The sequence below is a fragment of the Chryseobacterium sp. LJ668 genome (assembly GCF_019613955.1).
Classification (GTDB): domain Bacteria; phylum Bacteroidota; class Bacteroidia; order Flavobacteriales; family Weeksellaceae; genus Chryseobacterium.
Map to the genome: position 1 here is coordinate 1,067,591 of NZ_CP080443.1, position 24,963 is coordinate 1,092,553.

A 24,963-nucleotide genomic window follows, 5' to 3' on the forward strand; every position below is an offset into this window, starting at 1 on the left:
AATGCAAAAAAAAATACTTTTCATCTACTATCAAAATGTGAAACCAGGCGGAGTTGCAAGAGTAATGATCAATCTTGCAAATGAACTCTGTGAGAACGGATATGACATTAGTATTTTATTTTTGATGGAAGGAGAAAATACGTTTTATCAAATCAATCCACGCATAAAAATTTATACTGTAGATTCTTTTGCGCACTGGGGGTTTAATAAAGTCAACCCAGTATTGGATAGTTATTTAAAAAAATTCCGGTATAGATATAATCTTAAAAAATATGTTTATGATTTTGGGCAATGGGATGTGATGAACAAATGGCTGAAAAAAAATCATTCCCAATTTGATATGATCATTTCCTGTTGGTACAAATTATCTGCACAGATTGCCACCAATAGAATTTTAGCTGCAAAAACTATTGCCTGGGAACATTCTAATTTTGAGGTAGGTGGAAAGATTTGGGGAGATTTTTTGAGACCTCAATATAAAAATCTGAAAGGTGTGATCTGCATTAATAAAGCTTCTGTTGAGTATTATAAAAAATTAAACCCTCACACTTTTCATATATCAAATATTATCGGAGAACCATTTGAAAATATTGATAAAATTGATTTCGAATCAAAAAAAAATCAGCTTGTCTATGTAGGAAGACTGGATGAGGAGAAGAATGTAAGCAGCATTATTGATGCGGTTTCAAAGATAGATCTGAAAGATTTTACTTTCAAAATCATTGGTGACGGACCGGAACTGGAAAATTTAATAAAACTGACTGAAGAGAAAAGTCTTCAATCAAAAATAATTTTTACAGGTCAGATGTCTATTGAACAAATTAAAACTGAATTATTAGGGAGTAGAATTTTTCTTTTTATGAGTAAGAAAGAATGTTTACCTACAGTACTATTGGAAAGTTTATTCTGCGGCGTCACTTTATTATCTTACGACTGCAGATATGGTCCTTCAGACATAATCAGTGACAACAACGGTTTTTTGATTCCTATGAATGATCAAATTATGTTTCAGAAAACATTAAAAGATCTTCTTGATCATAACGACAAGCTGAAGGAACTAAATATGAGCTCATATGACGAATCAAAAAAATGGAAAAAGGAATATATTTTAGAAAAGTGGATGACTGTAATTAATACTATATAATTATGCTAATATCTATCGTAGTACCAGTTTACAACAGTTCAGCCTATTTGGAAGAATGTATTGATTCGATTTTATCTCAAACGTATACGAATTTTGAATTATATCTCATTAACGACGGTTCTAAAGATAATTCCGGCGAAATAATTGATGCATATAGCAGGAAAGATTCGAGAATAAACGCCGTTCACAAAACTAATTCCGGAGTGAGCGATACAAGAAATGTTGGTATTCGTTCTGCAAAGGGTGAGATTATTTGCTTTATAGACTCCGATGACTGGGTTGACCAAGATTATCTCGAAGTTTTTATCGAGAACTTCCGTGATCATCAGACATTACTTATTCAGAATATAAAAAGAGACGGAAAGACAATCAGCAATTACAGGTTCAAAAATTACAGCTTAAAAAACGAATTAGCAGATCTATTTGCCGAAAATAATCTGCTACGCTCAGGTGCACCTTTTGCTAAATTCTACAGCAGATCTATCATATCCGATAATCAGCTATTTTTTAATACAGACATATCTTATGGTGAAGATTTAATCTTTTTTTTAGAATATGTAAAGCACCTTAAAAATGTAACCTTTCTAAATGCTACAACATATAATTACCGATATATTCCGGGATCTCTCAGTACTTCAAAAAACCACTCATTAAAAAATTATTTTCTGGTTCATATTAAAATATCAGAATTCATCAATTTTAGTAAGATTTTATCCAATAATAATCTAAAGTACTTTTATAAAATTGATTGGGATATGATCGAAAGCGGCATTGATCAAAACATTCATATTTCATCAAGCAAGATAAGAAAAGATCTTACACCGTTTAAAAAGACCATTCATTATCAGCATTTTAAATTTGCCTCTATCGGCAGGAAAATACTTTTTTTACTTATAAAAATCAATAGTATTCGGTTGTTAAAAGCATATAAGATCTTGCTTAAGTAAGGAAAAATTAATATCAATCATTTTTAAGCATAAAACTTGTTCCATATAAAATCTCTATTTTTATACTTCAAAAACATCTATTTTTTACAAAATGATCGAAAAGAAAAAAATCCTCATCCGTATCGGTTCCCTGCGTCATGGTGGTGCAGAAAAAGTGCTTGTAACATTTCTCAAAAACCTTCCGAAAGACAAGTACGAAATCGATCTCCTCTTGAATTTATATTCGGGGAAATATCTGAGTGAAGTTCCTGATTGGGTGAATATCATTTACCTGAATAGAGGGGAGATGATCACCACAAACAGACTTCAGGACATCCCCGAAAAAGCAGCGAGAGTTATTTTCCAGAAGGTTTTAAAAGAATTTCCTGACCTTTTGTACACGCTTATACTCAAAGATAAAAAATACGATATCGAGTTTGCGGCAATTCACGGGATGAGAGATGAAATACTCCATTCTGCCAATCATTCGTCAAAAAAAATTGTCTGGATTCACAATGATCTTTCACAGGTAAAAGAGTACACTGATGAAGAAATACGAAAGTTTTTTGGGTTTGATTCTATTATGGTCATTTCAAAAAAAATAGAACAACTCTTTCACGGTTTAGCCAGAAACGAATCTGAAAAGCAGAAAATTGTAAAAATCTACAATCCATTAGATACCGAAGAAATTATAACAAAAGCCGAAAAGTCTGTTATCAATTATGAATTTGATAAGAACATCCCGACATTTATTTCCGTAGGAACTGTATTTCCTCAAAAAGGCTTCGACAGGCTTTTAAAAGTACATAAAAAACTGATCGACGAAGGCTTCAGACATAAAATTTTAATCATTGGCGACGGTTACGATTTTGAAAACATTAAAAATTTAAAAACCGAACTGGGAGTTGGCGAGACTGCCACTATGCTCGGTTTCACAGATAATCCTTATCCTTATTTTAAAAATTCTGACTTCTATATATTAAGTTCAAGATATGAAGGATTTCCTACTGTTTTGTTTGAAGCAATCACGTTGAAAAAGAAAATTATAGCAACAGAAGTTTCCGGAGTGAGTGAGATGCTGAATAATGGTGAATTGGGCTTGATGGTAGACAACTCCGAAGAAGGAATCTACCTCGGGATGAAAAAAGCTTTAACGGAACCAGAATTTTTTGCCGGATTTACCGAAAAACTTGAAAATTATACAATGCCCTTCAACCTTGATCATTCTGTTGCAAGAATAGTTTCTGTTTTAGATGAACTATAATTAAAATTTAATCATAATAGAAATAAAAAGAGAATCCCTAAATTTGCTGCATGCCCAAAAATTATTCAATTATACAAAAAGATTTTTTCCGGGAAAGCGGAGAATGGCTTTCACCACTTCAGATTCTGCTAAAATGCATCAACCCTAATCTCCATTTCATATATATACTCAGAAAGGCCCAGAAATTTGAAAAAACTCCTCTATTAGGATTTTACTGGAAAATGGTTTTGAGGCATTTCCAGATTAAATATGGTTTTCAGATCTACCCACAAACACAGATTGGGGAAGGTCTGTATTTAGGGCATTGGGGCACGCTTGTAATAAATCCTAAAGCTGTGATCGGCAGAAATTGTAATATTGCACAAGGCGTAACCATTGGTCAGCAAAACCGAGGGAAAAATGAAGGATTTCCTGTAATTGGAGATGATGTCTGGATCGGTCCCAATGCTGTAATTGTCGGAAGTATCACGATAGGAAACAATGTTCTAATCGCTCCAAACTCTTATGTAAACATTGATGTACCTAGTGATTCTATAGTTGCAGGAAATAAAGCAAAAATATATCCAACCAAAAATGCGACTGAAGGTTACATTAATAATAAGGTGTAAATACAAGTTCAATTATTAAGTTATATTAAATTTTGTTAAAAATGATTGATAATTCTGCAAAAATTATATTTTTGTATAATTATTGATTTAGTCTATTGAATTTGAAAATAATTTAAACGAAATAAATAATCAATTTGACCATTATTTATGTCACAGTCGTACGAAGCTATTTTTGAAAACAACAGAAAATGGGTTGAGGCCAAGATCACAAAAGATCCTAGATTTTTTGAAGAGCTTGCAAAAACCCAGCATCCCGATTATCTATATATCGGCTGCTCAGACAGTAGGGTGACTGCCGAAGAACTGATGGGTACAGAACCTGGTGAAGTATTTGTCACCAGAAATATTGCAAATGTTGTCAATACATTAGACATGAGCTCAACAGCTGTTATTCAATACGCAGTAGAGCACTTAAAGGTAAAACACATCATTGTCTGCGGTCATTATAATTGCGGTGGAGTAAAAGCTGCGATGACTCCTGAAGATTTAGGGTTATTAAATCCATGGCTACGAAATATCCGCGACGTTTACAGAACACATCAGGCAGAATTAGACGCTATTGATGATGATAAACGGTATGACAGACTTGTAGAACTGAACGTTCAGGAACAGTGTATCAACGTTGTCAAAATGGCTTGTGTGCAGGAAAGATATATTTTAGAAGAATATCCTATAGTACACGGCTGGGTATTTGACCTCAGAACCGGGAAAATTATAGATCTGGAGATTGATTTTGAGAAAATTTTAAAAGACATCCAAAAAATCTACAATCTTACAGGTTCAGATTGGGTTATGAGCAAAAAGACAAAATAAAAAGTAAATGAAATTCTGGAGCATTATTACATTGATGATCGTCCTCAACTTCACAGCATTGCCAAGCATTGCTGCGATTGCTGACTGGAAGATCATGCAAACCAATGTGATAGTGAATGAAGAAGAAACTCACACTCACTATTCATCATTATTTTCAGTTTACGAAAAAACTTTACCGAAAACTTTGGATGTCTACGATTATCTTAAGTTTTTTGAGCCTGATCTTGAAGGCTCTTCTTTTACATTGATAGATGACGATTTTCATCTGTCTCCTCTTCTGAGAATTTTTTCACCGCCTCCCGAAGCGTAAATTTGATCACAATTTCATGTATTCAAATCATTTTTGATTTGGATATCACCACATTACATTAATTTCAAATCATTTCTGATTGATTTTAATAGATTAATTATTTACATCAACGCATTTTTCAATTGTCATGAAAAAAACAAAAACTTTCTTTGGAGACATCAGAGAGAATTTCCCTTCGGGTCTAGTCGTATTTTTGGTAGCACTACCCCTTTGCCTAGGAATCGCCTTAGCATCGGGCGCACCACCCTTATCTGGAGTAATTTCCGGAATCGTAGGTGGTTTGGTGATCGGAGCAATCAGTAATTCAAACGTATCAGTTTCGGGTCCTGCAGCAGGATTAACAGCAATTGTTTTAACGGCAATTACAGATTTGAGAGCATTCGAGCTTTTCCTTTGTGCTGGTATTATTGCAGGACTTATTCAGCTGGTTTTAGGATTTATAAGAGCCGGAAGTATTTCCAATTATTTTCCTAATAACGTCATCGAAGGCATGCTTGCCGGAATTGGCATCATCATTATTTTAAAACAGATTCCTCACGCACTGGGATTTGATAAAGATTATGAAGGGCATGAATCGATATTTGATCAAGGTTTAAATTTTAATTATTTTACTGAATTGCTCGGGGCTATACAGCCAGGCGCAGTACTTGTAACTTTAGCCTCTGTCTCGATTTTGCTGGCGTGGGATCACGTTCCTTTTTTAAAAAGGATGAAAATGCTTCCCGGAGCTTTGGTAGCTGTCGTAGCCGGTATTTTATTGAATGAAATTTTCAAGCTTTCTGGAAGTTCCTTAGCAATTGGCTCAGAGCATTTAGTGCCTTTACCGGTACCCAAAACCATTGAAGATTTCAAAAATCTAATTACATTCCCGGATTTCAGCGGTTTTACAAATTATAAAGTGTGGATTGCCGGAGCAACAATAGCCGTTGTGGCATCAGTTGAAACGCTACTTTGTATTGAAGCATCTGATAAATTAGACACTCAAAGAAGAACCACCGATACCAATCTTGAGCTGAAAGCCCAAGGAATAGGAAACTTAGTAAGTTCATTTATTGGAGGACTGCCTATGACATCAGTCGTAGTACGAAGTTCTGCTAATGCCAATGCTGGAGCAACTTCCAAGGCGTCAACGATGATTCACGGTGTTCTACTGTTAGTATGTGTACTGACGATCCCTTTTTTATTAAATTTAATCCCACTAGCAACATTGGCTGCAGTATTGATTTTAGTAGGATATAAATTGGCAAAACCTGCAACATTTAAACATTTCTGGCAGCTTGGAAAATTTCAATTCATCCCATTCGTGGCAACTGTAGTGGCTATTGTGGCGACCGATCTTCTGAAGGGTGTCGGTATTGGTTTGGCGATATCTGTTTTTTATATTCTTCAGGGGAATATGAAGCGTGCGTATTATCTGAGCAGAGAAAAGCTGAACGACGCAGATGGTATCACCATAAAACTGGCAGAAGAGGTATCTTTTCTTAACAAAGCTGCGATTAAAAAGACCCTGAAAAACATTAAAGGAAATTCTACTGTGATCATCGACGCAAGAGGAACTTCATATATTGCCACAGATGTGTTGGAAATGATACAGGATTTTGCTAATATTAGGGCAAAAGAAGAAGATATTACCGTCGAGCTTCTCGGTTTTAAAACTTCATACCGTGATTATGAAAAAGACGAAGATTCTCACGTAATCATTACTCACAAAAGAGCAATGTAACAACAAATTTAATTTTTAATTAACACAAAAATATATATATCGTATGAAAGCACATACATCTGAAACACAATCAACCATTACTCCTGAAAAAGCTTTAGAATTTTTAAAGGAAGGAAACCAGAGATTTGTAGGTAATCTTAAAGCAAACAGAGATCTTCTGGAACAGGTAAATGCTACCCGTGAAGGCCAATGGCCATTTGCAGTGGTATTAAGCTGTATTGACAGCCGTACTTCTGCAGAACTGATTTTTGACCAAGGTTTAGGCGATGTTTTCAGCATCAGAATTGCGGGTAATTTTGTTAATCAGGATATTCTAGGTTCAATGGAATTTGGCTGCAACGTAGCGGGATCAAAGCTTGTCGTTGTTTTGGGACACACCAAATGCGGAGCATTGAAAGGAGGTCTTGATGCAGCGAAAATTGAAGGTATGGGGATGGATAATCTAAATCATCTTATTGATCATTTTGACCCAATTATTAAAACAATTATCAATGATGGCGAAGAACGTTCATCAGCCAATGCAGACCTTCTTGAAAGACTGAATCAGCATAATGTAAAAAATGCGATCGATGACATCCGTAAGCAAAGCTCTACACTAAAAAGATTGGAAGAAGAAGGAAAAATTAAAATTGTTGGTGCTAATTACGATGTAGAAACCGGGGCTGTAAGCTGGTTGTAAATAACACATTAAATAAAAACGCCGGGAGCTTTGCTCCCGGCGTTTTTATATCGAATCATTTTTATTTAATCTACAGATTATTTCCCGTTGAATGCAGACATGGTATTCCCAATTCCTGCAAAAACAAATGATAAACAGGCTTTAGAGAATTTTTCAATCCGCTCCCCCAGTTTTTCTTTTTCTTCTTCATTCCAAGATCCGAGAACGTAGTCAACCTGTCTTCCTTCGGGAAATTCAGCAGAAATTCCAAATCGTAACCTTGCATAATTTTGGGTCTGCAGACTTTCTTGGATGCTTTTCAGTCCATTATGTCCCGCATCCGAACCCTTCATTTTCATTCTTAAAGTGCCGAAAGGTAAAGCCAGGTCATCTGTAACGATCATTACATTTTCCAGCGGGATATTTTCTTTCTGCATCCAGTATTTAACTGCATTTCCGGAGAGATTCATATAAGTATCCGGTTTTAAGACAAAAACTTTTCTGCCTTTATATTTTCCTTCGGCCATCCAGCCAAAATTGGTAGTGTTAAAAGAGACTTCCAAACTTTCTGCGATCTTCTCGGCTACTTTGAAACCTATGTTGTGACGGGTATTTTCATATTCCGGTCCTTTGTTTCCCAGACCAACAATTAAATATTTCATGAGAAATTTTTTGCAAAATTAAGAGTTATTAAACAAAAAACTCAATCCGTATAGAATTGAGTTTAAATATTTTTAAAATGATGCAATTACATCGGCTTGTAAATATAATTTACTGCAAATCCTTGTGTCATATAGGTCTGTGCATCATATCTGTAAGATGTAGAGAATATAACCGGGGTCGGAATTGGAGGCACCAAATCTGTTATAGCTATTCGTTTCGGGTTGTTTGGAGAAAAAACAAAAGATTTTTTATCTCCATTTTTAACGGCTAACACTGTAGAAACTTTAAATGCAAAAGGCAGAAGGGTGTATGGATTGATTTGAGAATCATAATTCAAGAACTCAAAAGCATATCTTTCAGTTGCCGGACCATTAACACCAGCATTTATTTTACCGTAATGTCTTTCTACTTTTGAAACATTATCTCCAAGATAGGTGTACCAAGATTTTGAGTAATCCTGATATACAAAAGGAACTCCTATTACATCGGCACCGCTTTTCATATTGATGATATCTAATTTACCTGTCGTAGAACTGTAATTAAGATCATATAAAATTTTCACTTTAGAGTTCAGCGCATAGGGTCCCGGAGTCGTAGAAGGAGGTATAGGCAAACCTCTTTTAAAGGTAGATCTGTTTTCTGAAATGATGGTCAATCTTCCCAGGTTTCCGTACGTGAATAGCTGTGTATAAACGATACTGTCTTCATCCAGATCTCCGTCACCATCGTTATCTAAGTGACCTTTGAAATCGATCTGACTAATCTTATCACCGCTCCACATCACATTGGCTACAGAATATTTATCTGTAATCACTTTTGTTAACAGTAGGCCATTATATTGGTATTCTGCAATAGTATCAGAATCTGTAATTTCTCTGAATAAAGCTCTGGGACCGTTGAAACCGCTAGACTCATTCAAGTCGATCAGCGGGTTTCCTTCTTCGTCAGTCAGATCTTTGCAAGAATGGACAGACGCGATACCAGCAACAAGTAAAATAAAATAGAAAAGTCGTTTCATTTCCGAAGGGATTATTTATTTTTCCACAAATATAATTTTTTTTTGAATAAAAAGCACGTTTTTATTTATATTCTCGTTAAACTATCAAATGAAAACACCTTATAAAGCCTTATAAATATATTTTTGAGTTTGAGTTTGATCTGAAATCGGGTAATTCATCGAATCGTAAAGATAAGTAAAGTTAGGGCTCACCATTGGTGTTCCATTATATTGTACATTGTAATTGGTGACATTATTAACTGATAACAATGGGAAATTAAGCGGATGCATCAAACTCCAAATTACAAAAAATGTTTTTGGTAAAGTTGTGTAAGGATTAATCTTATTGTCATAAGAAGTATAATTATAAGTTGTAGTCATCAAAACTGTCGAAGTCGGCACACCAGCAGAAGTAGTAGGTCCTGTTTCTGTTACTACTTTGGTAATATTATCTCCAGTATTTGTAAAATTATAATTAGTGTATTGTGAATAGTCAGCTCCTATTTTTTTCTTTTCTACAATTTTTGTCATTTTCCCAGCACTATCATATGTATATGCATACTCGCTCGTGAATCCAGCCGTAGTTCCTATGCTTGTATTACCAATAGTTGAATTAATTTTCCCACCAGAATCGTAAGTGATATCAAAATTATATGCAATATTATTCGCTGGTGTAGTACCATTAACTTGCTGGTCAACTTTAACTTTGGTAATCTTCCCAGAAGTATAAGTTACAACTGCTATTAGAAATGAATTTGGTCCACTATCTTCCCTGTAAATTGCTTTTTCAAGTATACCTCCAGTGGTTACAAACTCTTGGGTGATCTCATTATTAGCAGTAATTTTGTGTAAAATTCTTGGTCCTGTGATTGTAGTCCCAGTAGATCCACTTCCTCCTGTGCCCGTAGAGGGATTATTTATATTATTATTGATGGGATTACTCGTTGTGTTATCACAAGAAAACATGAAGCCCAGAAGTAATACTGCCACTACTTTAAAAAAGTTGTTTTTGATCATAGTTTTTAATTTTTAGTCGCACAAATATAATTAATTTTCAACACGACCTGATTTATTTTAAATATTTATCAAAAAAAATCTAAAAACTTTCGCTTTTAGATTTAGATTATCTTAAATGATTCGAAAATCAGAAATTTAAAGGTGATTTTAAATATCAAGAATAGATTTCAACAAAATATTGACCTCATCTACATTTTGCACTCCATCTTTCCTCATCATCAATTGGTTACCTTCTTTTCCTATTTTCTCTTTCAACTGTGCTTTTGAAGGATTTTGGGTTAAATAACTAATAATATGTCTGAATTTATCTGTCTGATAAAATTTATCCTGTGGATTATTCGGGAAATAACCGAGGAAAATTCCGTTTTTCATAACGATTTTTTCAAAGCCAATATCAGCTGCGAGCCATTTGAGCGCAACACTTTTCAACAGATTGATGGCCTCTTCGGGTAGCGTTCCGAAACGGTCTGTCAATTCAGATTCAAACTTCTGAAGATCAATTTCATTATCAATTTCGGCTAATTTTTGATACAGTAACAGTCTTTCTTCAGTGCTTGATATATAAAAATCAGGCAGCATCAGTTCAAGATCAGTATCGATATTGACTTCTTTTACCGATTTAAATAATTTCTGACGGTCTCCTTCATTTTCAAACAAATTTTCAAAATCTTTATCGTCTTTTAATTCTTCCAAAGCTTCCTGCATCATCTTTTGATACGTTTCGAAGCCCATCTCATTGATAAATCCGCTTTGCTCACCACCCAACAAATCTCCGGCGCCACGAATTTCTAAGTCTTTCATCGCAATCTGAAAACCGCTGCCCAAATCTGAAAACTGCTCGATAGCCTCCAGTCTTTTTCTTGCATCAGAAGTCACCATATCCAAAGGCGGCGTGATCAGATAACAAAATGCTTTTCTGTTGCTCCGCCCGACACGGCCTCTCATCTGGTGAAGATCTGCCATCCCAAATCGTTGTGCGTCATTGATAAACATGGTATTCGCATTCGGAACGTCTACCCCACTTTCTACAATGGTTGTTGCAACCAGAACGTCATATTTTCCTTCCATAAAGTCCAGAACGTTTCTTTCAAGCTGCTTGCCTTCCATTTGTCCGTGACCGGTAATCACTCTTGCATCAGGAACCAGCCTCTGAATTAATCCGGCGATATCTTTAAGATTTTCTACCCTGTTGTTGATAAAATAAACCTGTCCGTCACGCTGCAGTTCATAAGAAACGGCATCGCGTATGATTTCTTCACTAAAGCCGATCATATGCGTTTCCACGGGCTGTCTGTTTGGCGGTGGTGTTTTGATTACGGATAAATCTCTTGCAGCCATCAATGAAAACTGCAAAGTTCTAGGGATTGGCGTTGCGGTTAATGTTAATGTATCAATATTTGATTTCAAAGTTTTTAATTTATCCTTTACAGAAACTCCGAATTTATGCTCTTCATCAATAATCAATAGCCCTAAATCTTTAAATTTTACCTTTTCAGAAGCCAATTGATGGGTTCCGATGACGATATCGATTTTTCCGTCTTTCAAACCGGCTATGGTTTCAGATTTTTGTTTTGCAGATCTGAATCTGTTTAAATAAGAGACAGTGACCGGAAAATCTTTCAGCCTTTCTTTAAAACTTCTGTAATGCTGAAATGCCAGGATCGTTGTCGGAACTAAAATCGCAACTTGCTTTCCGTCTGTTGCAGCCTTGAATGCAGCACGTATTGCCACTTCCGTCTTCCCAAAACCTACATCACCACAAACCAGGCGATCCATAACGGTATCAGCTTCCATATCATTTTTTACATCGATGGTAGCCTTTTCCTGATCGGGTGTGTCTTCGTAGATGAAACTTGCTTCCAACTCATTCTGAAGATAAGAATCCGGTGTGTAAGCAAATCCTTTTGCGGTTTTTCTTTCTGCATATAATTTAATTAAATCAAAAGCGATCTGCTTGACTTTGGCTTTTGTTTTCTGTTTTAAAGATTTCCATGCAGGTGAACCGAGTTTGCTCAGAACCACTTCTTTTCCGTCCGGACCGTTGTACTTCGAAATTTTATGTAATGAATGAATACTTACATATAATAAGTCTCCATTTTTATAAGTTAATTTAAAACATTCCTGAATTTTCCCGTCATTATTTACTTTCACCAATCCCATGAATTTTCCGATTCCGTGGTCGATGTGAGCGATGTAATCTCCGACTTTCAACGACATCAAATCTTTCAGCGTCAATTGTTCAGATTTGGCAAAGGTATTTTTAGCCTTATATCTCTGATAACGGTCAAAAATCTGATGATCTGTGTAAACCAAAATTTTATGATCAGAATCTACAAAACCTTCGTGAAGTTCAGATTTAAAACTTTTAAACGAAATTTTAGATAAACCGGATTGCGAAAAGTCGATTTCCTCAAAAATAGATTCGAGTCTTTCTTTTTGCTTATCTGTCGAAAAAGAAATCCAGGTTTCAAAGCCTTGCTGCTGTTTTTCTTCTAAATCTTCAATTAATAATTCAAAATTTTTATGAAATGACGGCTGTTGCGTTTGATTGAGCTGGAGATTTTCAGCATTGGTAAGTTCTAAGGCCTGCGAACTGAAATCTATGCTTTTAAATCTTTTATAGTCAAATAAAAACTCTTCGTCTGACATAAACAATTCTTGCGGAGTTCTGTGCGAAATATCTTTGCTTAATGTTTCGTATTTTTCCAAAGATTTTTCATAAAAACTTCTGATTTTATTTAACCCTACAACAGCATTTTTAGAAATGACGAAACTGTCTTTCGGCAAAAGCTCCAACAAAGAAACACGACTTCCCGAAACTGAAAAATTCATATTCGAAACCAATTGAAAATCTTTTACTTTATCTACAGAAAGCTGAGTTTCGATATCAAATGTTTTTATATTTTCAACTTCATTTCCAAAGAAAGTAATTCGGTAAGGTTTTTCGTTGGAATATGAAAAAACATCAACAATTCCTCCACGTACAGAAAATTCTCCCGGTTCAGAAACAAAATCGGTCTGTTGAAACTGATAATGGGTAAGTAATTCGTCCACAAAATCAAAATCAAGCTGATCGCCAACTTTTATATGATGCGATATTGCTTTAAAATCTTCTTTCTTTAAAACCTTTTCAGACAAGGCGCCCATGTAGGCAACAATGATTTTTGGAGATTTTTCGGAATTTAATTTATTCAAAACATCAGTCCGCAATACAAGATTGGCATTCTGGGTTTTCTCAACCTGATAAGGCTCCAGATGCGTTGCGGGAAAATACAAAACCTTTTCTTTACCTAGCAGATCTTCCATCTCAGTATTCACATACAGAGCCTCTTCTTTATCATCGACAAGATAAAGTAAGGTCTTTTTTCTCGTAAGAAAAAGTTCGGCAATAAATATTGATACGGCTGATCCTGCACTGCCTTTTACAGAAAGATGCTGATGATTTTCCAGCTGGATAAAAATTTCTTTTCCAAATTCTTTTTTAAGAAGATCAGGGAGAAAACTCTCTTTTATGGTCTTTAAATGCATAAAATAATATAGGGGGTAAACGACAAAAGCGATTTCGGGAGAATTCCGAAACCGTTTTAGCATTACAAAGATAATGCTATTTTTCCTTTATGATAGATTGAATGAAATCATATCAATATAAAGCAACAATAAATGATTATAAATCTTAAATTATCAGTATAATTCCAAAAATGAGTTAAAAACAGCTCATTTTCAGCTATACGGCATGGTGTTTGAAAAATCTAAATCCATAAACCAAAAAAAATAATTTTATGAAAAATGTAATCAAGATTTTAGGAGTTTTTATGCTTGTCATGTTCACGGCAATTTCATTCACATCATGCAGTGATGATGATGATCCGGCAAATAATGATTTTTTTGCAGGTACATACAAAGGAAATATTTCTTATAACGACGGATCAACAACCGTTTCAGCAGATGACGGAAGTGTATTTGTAACAAAAATTGCAAGCGGTACAAAGTATAACTTTGCTTTTTCAAACAGTATCCCCGATCTGAACGGTGTAGAATTTGAGCAGCAGGGAGATAATGTACTGGTAAGTGTAGGAGCTACGGCATCATCTTATATTAGAATAGACAATAACGAATTGAAGATGTTTTATGCTAAAGATGGGAAGATCTGGACAGCCAACTGTACAAGATAATAACTATTCATACATATCTGGAACCTGTTTCTCTTTTGGGAAGCAGGTTTTTATTTAATTATGAATACTTTTAGTAAGTAAATTAAAAAAGTAATTTTCATCTTAAGATTTTATATAACTTTACTTAAACAATAAATATACACGCATGAAAAAATTTCTTACCGCAATGTCCATCGTTTTAGGATTGGGGCTTGCAAATGCTCAAAAAGCTGTTCCTGCAACAAAAAGCACTGTGCAGAAAACAACCAAAACGGTAAAGTATGTAAAGCCGCAAGCTGCTAAATCTGCAGTTAAATTGAAAAAAGACGGAACTCCCGATCGAAGATTTAAAGAAAACCAAAATCTAAAAAAGGACGGCACGCCGGATAGAAGATATAAGGCAAACAAATAATCAACATTACTGTTGTTTTAATAGCAAGATTTGATGAACCGGTGATTTTTTGCCGGTTTTTTTATGTTTAAATTTAAAATCATGAGAGAATTCTATACTTATTTATAAATTTGAACTATGTTAAACTTCTTCAAGAAAAATGCGGCACTTATCTGGGCAAAAAAACATGTGCAGAAAGCGCATGACTGTAAGCAAAATGCAGAAAAAAATCAGGAAAAACTGCTTTTATCGCTGGTATCAACTGCCGAGAAAACACTATTCGGGAGAGAACATCGGTTTGAAAACATTCGGTCTACAGCTGATTTTCAGAAAAATGTGCAGATTGCAGATTATGAAGATCTGAAACCTTATATCGAAAAAGTAAAAAGAGGACAGCGAAATATTCTGTGGACAGGCACTCCAGAGTATTTTGCGAAAACTTCAGGCACCACTTCGGGCTCAAAATACATTCCGATTTCAAAAGAAGGAATGCCTTATCAGGTTGCAGGAGCACAAAGTGCATTATTTCATTATATATCCAAAAAAGGAAACGCCGATTTCGTCAACGGAAAAATGATTTTCCTGCAGGGAAGTCCGGAGCTGGAAGAAGTTTTCGGAATTAAAACAGGCCGACTTTCCGGAATTGTGGCGCATCATATTCCCAATTATCTTCAAAAAAACCGTCTTCCAAGTTGGGAAACCAATCTGATAGAAGACTGGGAGACAAAAGTCGACAAAATAGTCGAAGAAACAGAAAAGGAAAACATGACCTTGATTTCCGGAATCCCGCCGTGGCTCATTATGTATTTTGAAAAACTAATTGAGAAAAGCGGTAAAAAGATCAAACAGCTTTTCCCTAATCTTCAGCTGATTGTAACCGGTGGCGTCAATTACGAGCCCTATCGCGAAAAAATGGAAGAACTTTTGGGCGGAAAAGTAGACATCGTTCAGACATTTCCGGCATCAGAAGGTTTCTTTGCTTTTCAGGATGATTATACCAAAGAAGGGCTTTTGCTTCTGACCAATCACGGGATTTTCTATGAGTTTATTCTTTTGGAACAATATGGAAAACCAGATGCCCAACGATTGACATTAAAAGAAATTGAACTTAATAAAGATTATGCTTTAATTTTAACAACAAATTCAGGATTGTGGGCCTATTCTATCGGTGATGTCGTAAGATTTATTGATAAAAATCCCCACAGAATTCTGGTAAGCGGAAGAACCAAACATTTTACCTCAGCGTTTGGCGAGCATGTTATTGCTTTTGAAGTAGAAGAAGCTATGAGGGCGACAGTTGAGAAATTTTCCGCTCAGATTACAGAATTCCACCTTGCTCCCGAAGTAAATCCTGAAGAAGGACTTCCCTACCATGAATGGTTTATAGAATTTGAAAAAGAACCTGAAAATTTAGATCAATTTAAAAATGAGCTAGATGATCAGCTGAGAAAACGCAATACATATTATGATGATTTGATTTCAGGAAATATTCTTCAAAAATTAAAAATTAGTAAACTTTCTAAAAATGCATTTCAGGAATATGCAAAATCTGAAGGTAAGCTGGGTGGTCAGAATAAAATTCCGAGGTTGGCAAATGACAGAAAAATTGCAGATATTTTGAAATTGTATAAAATTTAGCCACATTTTATTCATAATCAAAACGTATATTCAAAAAAAATGATAAATTTGGAAAACTAAAATTTTATAATGAAAGCATCTGTACTTTTAAAATCATCTTTATTAACGGGTTTATTTATCATCTCATCTTGTGCTACCACAAAGTACAGCGAAAATATTTCAACAAATAATTATTCTAATCTTGAAGCAGGAAAAATGTATGTGGTAACACCAAGAGACGGATCTAAAAAACAGACCATTCTTTTCAGAAACATCAGTGGTGACAATATAATAGGTACTGCCGGTAAAAAAGACAGCGCAGAAGTGGTAATTCCTAAATCTAATATTGCTTCTGTAAAAGACAGATCTCAAGGGAGAGTGGTAGCCGGTGCTGCCGTAATAGGAGCTGCAGGAGTTGCGGCCATCGTGATCAGCGCCATGAGAGCCGACTAAATAGACATTATCTTTCAGTAGGTATTTTAATTATCTTTTGAAAATTCAATATACTGATAGCCCTGAATAAATATTTAGGGCTATTTTTGCGGAATGATTTCTCTTCAGCCGCTTAAAATCTTAGAAAATATAGAATTCAGAAATCTTCTTACAGGGAGATTTTTTATTGTCTTAGCATTCAGAATGCTTGCTACACTACTCGGATGGTGGGTTTATCAATTGACTAAAGACCCATTTTCTATCGGATTAATCGGGCTTTCTGAAGTCATTCCTGCCGTAAGCTGTGCTCTTTATGCTGGTCACGTTATCGATATGAATGAAAAGAAAAAGCTGTTGCTGGTCTGCACATATCTCTATGTTTTTCTTATCGGGCTATTGCTCATTCCTGCTTTTTATAATAAGGAGCTTCATTTTTCAGGACACGAAATCACTTATTACATTTACGGCGTTATTTTTTTTACGGGAATTGTAAGAGCGTTTATCGGTCCGATTGTTCCATCAATGATTCCAAAAATTGTTCAGAAAGTAAATTTACCAAGCGCTATCACACTCAATCAGGGTACTTTTTTAATTTCTTCGGTCTGCGGGCATGCTGCAGGGGGATTTTTAATTGGCTTGGTTGGAGTCAAATGGACCTTGATTGTTATCATCTCTTTGATTTCTGTTGCATCTATTTTCTTCTGGCAGCTGAATAAACAGTTTTCAGAGCATAAAAAAGATGAGATAAAAGTTTTCGAGAGCATGCGTGAAGGAATTTCTTATATTTTTAAAACGAAAGAGATCCTGGGAGCACTTTGTTTAGATATGTTTGCGGTACTTTTCGGTGGTGCAGTTGCGATGATTCCTGTTTTTGCAACCGATATTCTCAAATCAGGTGCTGAAGGTTTCGGATTACTTAATGCAGCATCAGATATTGGCTCGATGATTATCATTATGACGCTATCTGTCATTCCTTTAAGAAAAAACCAGGGCAAAATTTTACTTTGTGTAGTGGCCGGATTTGGGCTCTGCATTATCGGTTTCGGGCTCTCTCAATATTACTGGCTGTCTTTTATGTTTCTGGTTTTAAGCGGAATGCTGGATGGAATTTCGGTGGTTATCCGAGGCACAATTGTACAGCTGAAAACGCCAGATCATATCCGTGGACGTGTTTTGAGCGTCAATTCTATTTTTATCATGTCGAGTAATGAGATGGGACAATTTGAAAGCGGTCTTGCTGCAAAATTAATGGGAGTTGTACGCTCGGTTGTATTTGGCGGAAGCATGACATTACTAATAGCATTGGTGGTCGCAGGTACAAATCATAAATTAAGAAGAATGCAATATTAGAAGGATTTATACGTTTTATTGAGATATATCTTAACAACTTCAAATTTAGCTTAATATTTTTTATATATTTGTATTAAAAATTTTTCAAAAATGAAAAAAACTCTACTCGTTTTTCTGTTGATATTCTCTCAGATATTTTTTGCTCAATCAGACTGTCCAACGGCTATTACTGTTTGCGGTAACTCTGGTGTATCTTACACCCCGTCAGGACCAGGAAATATTTTAGAAGATTTAGGAGGGTGCCTCTCTACAGATGAGCACTATTCTGTATGGTATACATTTACCATTGCAACTTCTGGAACTTTAACCTTCATCATTGATTCTAATAATGATCCTGATGATTATGATTTCGGAGTGTATGGCCCAAACAAAACCTGCGGAACCTTAGGTGCACCTTTACGATGCAACTATGCAGGATCTAACCCGCTGGGAACAACCGGATTAACCTTAACGCCACCATTCACAGGATATTGGAGCCAATACATGGATGTGATTGCCGGCGAAACTTATTATCTTGTTGTAGATAATTTCTCTAAAAGTGCTAATGGTTTTTCTTTAACATGGGGTGGGACTGCTACTCTTGCATCTCCATTCAACGATCCTGCTTTAATCACAAATCCGTTTATAACACCAGGACTTCCTAATGCAAATCCTGCATCACCAAACGAAGTTATTATCTGTTCTAATCCGGCAACTTTTAATTTTTCTTCATTAAACGCAGGGATTATCAATGGTAATACAAATTTCACCGTTTCTTATCATCTTAATACAAATGATCTGTTGACCGGTAATTCACCTATTACAACACCAATTGCTGTAAACACAACGGATACCTATTATTACAGTATTAGTTATACAGACCCTGTAAATCCGAATAATCCTGTTAACAAGTGTAAACAGACTGGTAGTTTTAAATTTAAAGACGGAAGTATTGTCGCAACTGACGATACATTAACCGAATGTAATAATAACAATGAAGGAACAGCTGTATTTAATTTGACTGATGCGAATGTAACTACAATTGCAAATGCAACAAAGAAATACTATTCATCAATGTCTGACCTTAATGCAGGCATTAATGAAATTACAAACCCTTATCAATATTTATCCGCAGGAGGATCAGCATACGTTCTTGTAACTTCACAGTTTGGCTGTAAAGATGTTGCTGAAATAAAGCTCAATTTCTTCCCTGTAGTTGTAGTAACGGAAGCAACCTTAAGAGCCTGTTTCATTGAATCAAACCCTTCAACAGGTTTATTTAACCTAACGAATGCCAATGTGACATTGCAGACAGGTACTACTAAAAAATACTACCCTTCAGCAACGGATGCAATAAATCAGACAAACGAAATTCTTAATCCTACAAATTACGTTGCCCCAAATGGTGTCATATATGTAAGAGTGACCAATGGAAGCGGCTGTTACACTGTTGCTAAAGTTACTCTTGTTGTAATTCCGCCGGTATATTCTACAGTTCTGGTTGACAAAGTGATCTGTATTGAAGATAAAACAACACTAGACGCAGGACCCGGATTTAGCGCTTACGAATGGAGCACCGGAGCAACCACTCAAACCATTACCAATGTTGGAGTCGGAACTTATTGGGTTAAGCTGAAAACGGGAGATTGTACTTCAATGCAAAAGGTAAAAGTATTTGCTACTGAGCAGCCTGTGGTTTCTAATATTGAAATCTCAAACAACAACATTACAGTAAATGTCGTAGGTGGAACTCCTGCATATCAGTATTCTCTAGATAATGTGCATTGGCAGGATTCTAATGTATTCAACAATCTTAACAGGGGTGATCATACTGTATATGTAAAAGATTCTTACGACTGTACACCTATAGAAATTAATATTCTTGTACCTAATCTCATTAATGTTATTACTCCAAACGGAGATGGTGTGAATGACGTAATTGATTATTCTGCATTAGCAAACAGAAGTAATTTGATTCTGACCATATTTGACAGATACGGAACAAAAATCCACCAGGCAGACAAAACAAATGGTTTCAAATGGGACGGAACAATAGCCGGGAAGAAGGTTCCAACCGGTACATATTGGTACTCTGTAACCTGGAACGAAAACAATAAAAACAGTACTCCAATCAAATTTTCTGGTTGGGTAATGGTGAAAAACAGAGAATAAATATCACTCTTATAATAAAAAAATCGCCCTAAAAAGCGATTTTTTTATTTCTAATGACTAATTGTAATATTTTAATTAAATTTGCTATAAATTCATTTCACATGAAAAAATTATTACTTTTTTTTATTTTAATCACATCACAGCTTTATTTTTCGCAATCAGATTGTACATCAGCAATTCCTGTCTGTGGAAACTCTAATATTTCTTACACACCTTCCGGACCCGGAAATGTTTTAGAAGACTTGGGAGGCTGTTTAACTGATGATGAAAACTTCTCTGTTTGGTATACTATTACAGTAGCTACTTCCGGTACATTGGCTTTTACAATTGATGCCAATATTAATACAACTGATTATGATTTTGCTGTTTATGCTGCCAATGCAACATGTGCAGCTCTAGGACCACCAATCAGATGTAATTTTGCAGGTTCTTCCCCTACAGGAAATACAGGATTGGAGCTTATTCCTACCACATCTGCATATTTCGAAGACTATTTAGACGTTGTTGCGGGACAGACCTATTTTCTGGTTATAGATAACTTCAGTAATGCTGCCAATGCCGGGTTTTCTTTAAATTGGGAAGGTACAGCTACCCTGACTTCTCCTTTTTCAGATCCTACTTTAACACCTAACCCTTTTATTACACCTGGTGTTCCGGCTGCAAACCCAGCCAATCCGAATGAAATTCTGAAATGTGCGTTACCGATGCAGTTTGATTTTACAACACTTACAACAGGAATTTTAAACGGAAATGTTAATTTTACAGTTACCTATCACAATACAAGTAACGATGCCATTACAGGTAATTCACCACTTACTGTAACTACCGTTGATGGTACAACTATCTATTATTACAGACTTAAGTATCAAGATCCTACAAATCCTAACAACCCTGTAAACGGATGCTTTCTGACTGGTAAATTCAAATTTAAGCAAGGTAATATCGTAGCTACCGATGCAACAATTACAGCATGTAATACAAATGGATTTGGAACAGGGACCTTTAATCTGACGACGGCTAACGTATTTACTGATCCCACTGCAATAAAAAAATATTATCCTACATTAAATAATTTGAATGCAGGAACTAATGAGATTACAAATCCTACAGCATACATCTCTACTGCACCAAAAACAGTTTTTGTAAAAGTGACTTCTGTGGAAGGATGTACTGATATAGCTGAAATTACCCTGCAGTTTTTACCTCCGCTTCCTGTCAACAATGTCAGTTTATTTACCTGTAACAATAACAACACAGGCAGTGGCATTTTTGATCTGACAGCAGCAATCGTATACACAGGTACAAATATTACTAAAAAATACTATCTGACTTTAGCTGATTTAACTGCGGGAATTAATGAAATTACCAATCCCACTGCATACACTTCTACAGTGCCTAAAAAGATCTATGTAAAAGTAATCAATAGTGCAGGCTGTACAGGAAATGGCGAAATTACCCTTGTTTTTTATCCTACGGTAATCGTTAATAATGCAACTATTGAATCTTGTTTTATACCAGCTAATATTTCTACAGCAGTTTTTGATCTAACAGCAGTAAATGTAACATCCCAAACCGGTGTTACAAAAAAGTATTACACCACTTTGGCTAATGCTACAGCAGAAACTAATGAAATACCTAATCCTTCATTATACATCACCACAAACGGTGAGGCGTATATAAAAGTATTTAATTCAGATGGGTGTTATTCTATTGCTAAAGTAACGTTGAAAGTTTTACCTCCTGTAAAATCTACAGTTTTAAAAGATAAAACCATCTGTATTGAAGACAGAACAACCCTTGATGCAGGGCCAGGATTTGATGGTTACGAATGGAGCACAGGCGCGACAACGCAGACCATTCAGGGCGTTCCTGTGGGAGCCTATTGGGTAAAGCTAAAGACTGGTAAATGTTTCACATTACAGCAAGTAAATGTATATGCTTCTCAACAGCCGGTTATTGCCAGCTTAGATATTACAAATAATACAATTACGGTAAATGCTTCAGGAGGAACAGCTCCTTACGAATATTCACTGGATGGTATTACTTGGCAGAACTCAAATGTATTTAATAATTTACCAAGAGGTGAAAACAAAATATATGTAAAAGATTCTTTTGATTGTAACCCTGTCATTGTCCAGATCACAATTCCAAACCTTGTCAATGCAATTACACCGAATGGTGACAACGTAAATGACGTGGTAGATTATTCTGAATTGGCATATAAGAAAGATCTAATTTTCACTGTCTACGACAGATACGGAAACAAAATCTATGAGGCCGATAAAATGAGAAATTACAGGTGGGACGGAACTTCAAGCGGTAAGAAAATTCTTACAGGAACTTATTGGTACACCATCACATGGACGGAAAATGACAAAACCAATACACAGACCAAATACAATGGCTGGATCGTGGTAAAAAACAGAGAATAAATAATTTTTAATATCATTAAAAATCACCTCAGCAATGGGGTGATTTTTTTATTAACAAAATCTATCCTTTATTAATAAGATGTAGAAGGGGGTTCTTTACAAAATGTTAGTTAATATTTTCAGATTATTTTTTTAAAAAACTATCTTTGCATTATGGCGCAGAAAGAAACATTATCATCTCTTACCCAAGGAAACTTTGCCAGAGAATTGTCTATTGCAGATGGAAAAATGCCCCCTAATGCAATAGATTTTGAAAGATTGGTGATTGGTACTTTTTTGATTGATAAAAAAGGACTTGATCATTCCATTGATCTTTTGACACCTGAAGTTTTCTACGATCCAAGACATGCGGTAATTTTCGAAGTTATTTTAAAATTATACGAAGGAAATCATCCTGTCGATCTAATGACCGTTATCCAGGAACTGAAAAAAACCGATAAGCTCAGCTCTGCCGGCGGAGATCATTACATTATAGAACTTACGATGGGTGTAAGCTCATCTGCGCATATCGAATATCACGTACGGGTAATTCTTGAAAAATATATTCTCAGAAGCTTAATTAATGTATCAGCAAATGTTATTGATACGTCTTATAAGGAATCGACTGACGTTTTTGAACTTTTGGATAAAGCCGAGCAGTCTTTTTTTGAAATTACCAACGGCACGATTAAAAAAGGTTTTGACACGGCAAATTCATTGGTAAAACAGGCAATTGATACCATAAAATCTTTAAAAGATAAAGAAGGAATATCCGGAGTTCCTTCGGGATTCGCCGGAATTGATAAAGAAACCGGTGGCTGGCAAAATTCAGATTTAATTATCATCGCAGCGCGTCCTGCTATGGGTAAAACAGCATTTCTTCTCTCTATGGCAAGAAATATTGCTGTAGGGCACAAAATCCCGATGGCCTTGTTTTCTCTCGAGATGGCATCTGTACAGTTGATCACCAGAATGATTGCTTCAGAAACAAAAATTTCTTCAGAAAAACTAAGAAAAGGGCAAATGAGCGACGAAGAATGGGAAAGATTGTTCTCAAACGTTTCTGAACTCGAAAACGCTCCCCTGTATATTGATGAAACCCCTTCCCTGTCGATTTTCGACTTCCGTGCCAAATGCCGGAGACTGGTGATGCAACACGGTGTAAGAATTATCATGGTCGATTATCTTCAGCTGATGACCGCAAGCAGCGGTGGAAAAGGTGTAGGAAACCGTGAACAGGAAATTGCAATGATTTCTCGCTCGTTAAAAGCAATTGCCAAAGAACTCAATGTTCCTGTAATTGCACTTTCGCAGCTTTCAAGAACCGTAGAAACCCGTCCGGGAAAAAGACCCCAGCTCTCGGATCTGAGAGAATCCGGAGCGATTGAGCAGGATGCAGATATTGTATCATTCATCTTCAGACCGGAATATTATAAAATTGCCGTTTGGGATAACGATGAAGAAGGACAGGAATCTTCCACCGAAAACCAGGCCGAACTGATCATTGCAAAACACAGAAACGGGGCAACAGCCGATGTGCGACTCTCGTTTATGAAACATTTTGCAAAATTCGGAGATCTTGATCCGTATGGAAACAATGATTACGGATATCCGTCTGCAGGAGCACAATCATCTGAGCCAAGTGGTTTCGAAAAAATAAAAACCACTATTCAACCGGGTGCTGCGTTTGATTTACCTGATAATTCTAAAGTTTCCGGCTCTTCAATGAATGATTTGGATGACGAAGACGATTTTCCTTTTTAAAGGATGAGATTAAGATTTTGCTTGAATTTGAATTTAATCAAAACTCACCTCAGCCTAACATTAAACCTTAGCTAAAGATTTTGAGAATCGAAATTTACACAGACGGTGCATGCAGCGGAAATCCCGGAAAGGGCGGATACGGCATCCTTATGAAGGTACCCGAAAAAAATTATCAGAAAACATTTTCAAAAGGTTTTAGAAAAACCACCAACAACAGAATGGAACTGCTTGCTGTAATTACCGCTCTGGAAAAACTGAAATCTACCGAAAATGAAATTCATGTTTTTACAGACAGTAAATATGTTTCAGATGCTATCAACCAGAATTGGCTGGCCGGATGGATCAAAAGAGGCTGGAAAAATGTAAAAAACCCGGATCTCTGGAAACGCTTTGTTGTACTTTTTAATCAGTATCAGCCAAAAATGCATTGGGTAAAAGGCCATGCCGGTCACTTTGAAAACGAGCTTTGTGACAAGCTTGCTGTAGCCGCTGCCAACTCTACAGATCTTGAAATAGATTCTTTTTTTGAAAATATTGACAATAATTCTTTATTTTAATTCAATTTAATTTTTG

General features: G+C 35.7%; 21 protein-coding genes. 17 read left to right on the forward strand and 4 right to left on the reverse strand.

What is annotated here, in order from left to right:
- The first annotated feature begins 1 nt into the window (after position 1).
- From K0U91_RS05095 to K0U91_RS05130, 8 genes are all read left to right on the forward strand, one after another.
- Complete coding sequence (locus K0U91_RS05095) at positions 2-1,144, forward strand: glycosyltransferase (RefSeq protein WP_220178648.1); 1,143 nt, start codon at positions 2-4, stop codon at positions 1,142-1,144.
- A 2-nt stretch (positions 1,145-1,146) separates the two neighbouring features.
- Complete coding sequence (locus K0U91_RS05100; protein WP_220178649.1) at positions 1,147-2,091, forward strand: glycosyltransferase family 2 protein; 945 nt, start codon at positions 1,147-1,149, stop codon at positions 2,089-2,091.
- A gap of 91 nt (positions 2,092-2,182) precedes the next feature.
- Positions 2,183-3,334 carry a glycosyltransferase gene (locus tag K0U91_RS05105; protein WP_220178650.1) on the forward strand — a complete coding sequence of 384 codons (1,152 nt, stop codon included), beginning with the start codon at positions 2,183-2,185 and terminating at the stop codon, positions 3,332-3,334.
- Positions 3,335-3,384: 50 nt separating this feature from the next.
- A complete protein-coding gene (locus K0U91_RS05110; protein ID WP_220178651.1) occupies positions 3,385-3,942 on the forward strand; it encodes a serine O-acetyltransferase in 558 nt (185 codons plus the stop codon).
- Between the two features lie 147 nt (positions 3,943-4,089).
- Positions 4,090-4,755 (forward strand): carbonic anhydrase, encoded by a 666-nt coding sequence (locus K0U91_RS05115; RefSeq protein WP_219970124.1) that lies wholly within the window; start codon positions 4,090-4,092, stop codon positions 4,753-4,755.
- A 7-nt stretch (positions 4,756-4,762) separates the two neighbouring features.
- Positions 4,763-5,065 (forward strand): hypothetical protein, encoded by a 303-nt coding sequence (locus K0U91_RS05120; RefSeq protein WP_219970123.1) that lies wholly within the window; start codon positions 4,763-4,765, stop codon positions 5,063-5,065.
- 127 nt (positions 5,066-5,192) lie between these two features.
- The gene (locus K0U91_RS05125; protein WP_220178652.1) at positions 5,193-6,788 is read left to right on the forward strand and encodes a SulP family inorganic anion transporter; all 1,596 of its coding nucleotides are present in this window, start codon (positions 5,193-5,195) and stop codon (positions 6,786-6,788) included.
- A 43-nt stretch (positions 6,789-6,831) separates the two neighbouring features.
- Entirely contained in the window at positions 6,832-7,467 is a 636-nt protein-coding gene (locus tag K0U91_RS05130; protein WP_219970121.1) for a carbonic anhydrase family protein, read from the forward strand.
- Between the two features lie 77 nt (positions 7,468-7,544).
- Here K0U91_RS05130 and pth read toward each other — a convergent pair whose 3' ends face one another.
- From pth to mfd, 4 genes are all read right to left on the reverse strand, one after another.
- Positions 7,545-8,108, reverse strand: a complete 564-nt coding sequence (pth, locus tag K0U91_RS05135; RefSeq protein ID WP_220178653.1) for an aminoacyl-tRNA hydrolase — start codon at positions 8,106-8,108, stop codon at positions 7,545-7,547.
- 86 nt (positions 8,109-8,194) lie between these two features.
- Positions 8,195-9,127: a hypothetical protein gene (locus tag K0U91_RS05140; RefSeq protein ID WP_219970119.1), complete on the reverse strand. Its 933-nt coding sequence runs from the start codon at positions 9,125-9,127 to the stop codon at positions 8,195-8,197.
- A gap of 99 nt (positions 9,128-9,226) precedes the next feature.
- Positions 9,227-10,096 (reverse strand): hypothetical protein, encoded by an 870-nt coding sequence (locus K0U91_RS05145; protein WP_220178654.1) that lies wholly within the window; start codon positions 10,094-10,096, stop codon positions 9,227-9,229.
- A 174-nt stretch (positions 10,097-10,270) separates the two neighbouring features.
- Positions 10,271-13,651 carry a transcription-repair coupling factor gene (gene mfd / locus K0U91_RS05150; protein ID WP_220178655.1) on the reverse strand — a complete coding sequence of 1,127 codons (3,381 nt, stop codon included), beginning with the start codon at positions 13,649-13,651 and terminating at the stop codon, positions 10,271-10,273.
- A 251-nt stretch (positions 13,652-13,902) separates the two neighbouring features.
- On the opposite strand from mfd, the gene K0U91_RS05155 reads away from it, so the two are divergent.
- From K0U91_RS05155 to rnhA, 9 genes are all read left to right on the forward strand, one after another.
- Positions 13,903-14,295, forward strand: coding sequence for a hypothetical protein (locus tag K0U91_RS05155; RefSeq protein WP_219970116.1), 393 nt, complete (start codon positions 13,903-13,905; stop codon positions 14,293-14,295).
- Between the two features lie 145 nt (positions 14,296-14,440).
- Positions 14,441-14,686: a hypothetical protein gene (locus K0U91_RS05160; protein ID WP_219970115.1), complete on the forward strand. Its 246-nt coding sequence runs from the start codon at positions 14,441-14,443 to the stop codon at positions 14,684-14,686.
- A gap of 117 nt (positions 14,687-14,803) precedes the next feature.
- Complete coding sequence (locus tag K0U91_RS05165) at positions 14,804-16,303, forward strand: GH3 auxin-responsive promoter family protein (protein WP_220178656.1); 1,500 nt, start codon at positions 14,804-14,806, stop codon at positions 16,301-16,303.
- Between the two features lie 69 nt (positions 16,304-16,372).
- Entirely contained in the window at positions 16,373-16,735 is a 363-nt protein-coding gene (locus tag K0U91_RS05170) for a hypothetical protein (protein WP_219970113.1), read from the forward strand.
- Between the two features lie 93 nt (positions 16,736-16,828).
- A complete protein-coding gene (locus K0U91_RS05175) occupies positions 16,829-18,064 on the forward strand; it encodes an MFS transporter (RefSeq protein ID WP_220178657.1) in 1,236 nt (411 codons plus the stop codon).
- Positions 18,065-18,154: 90 nt separating this feature from the next.
- On the forward strand, positions 18,155-20,215 hold the full coding sequence (locus K0U91_RS05180; protein ID WP_219970111.1) for a T9SS type B sorting domain-containing protein: 2,061 nt from the start codon (positions 18,155-18,157) through the stop codon (positions 20,213-20,215).
- A 101-nt stretch (positions 20,216-20,316) separates the two neighbouring features.
- Positions 20,317-22,647: a T9SS type B sorting domain-containing protein gene (locus K0U91_RS05185; protein ID WP_220178658.1), complete on the forward strand. Its 2,331-nt coding sequence runs from the start codon at positions 20,317-20,319 to the stop codon at positions 22,645-22,647.
- 153 nt (positions 22,648-22,800) lie between these two features.
- On the forward strand, positions 22,801-24,390 hold the full coding sequence (gene dnaB, locus K0U91_RS05190; RefSeq protein WP_219970109.1) for a replicative DNA helicase: 1,590 nt from the start codon (positions 22,801-22,803) through the stop codon (positions 24,388-24,390).
- An 80-nt stretch (positions 24,391-24,470) separates the two neighbouring features.
- Positions 24,471-24,947 (forward strand): ribonuclease HI, encoded by a 477-nt coding sequence (rnhA, locus tag K0U91_RS05195; RefSeq protein ID WP_220178659.1) that lies wholly within the window; start codon positions 24,471-24,473, stop codon positions 24,945-24,947.
- Positions 24,948-24,963: the final 16 nt, after the last annotated feature.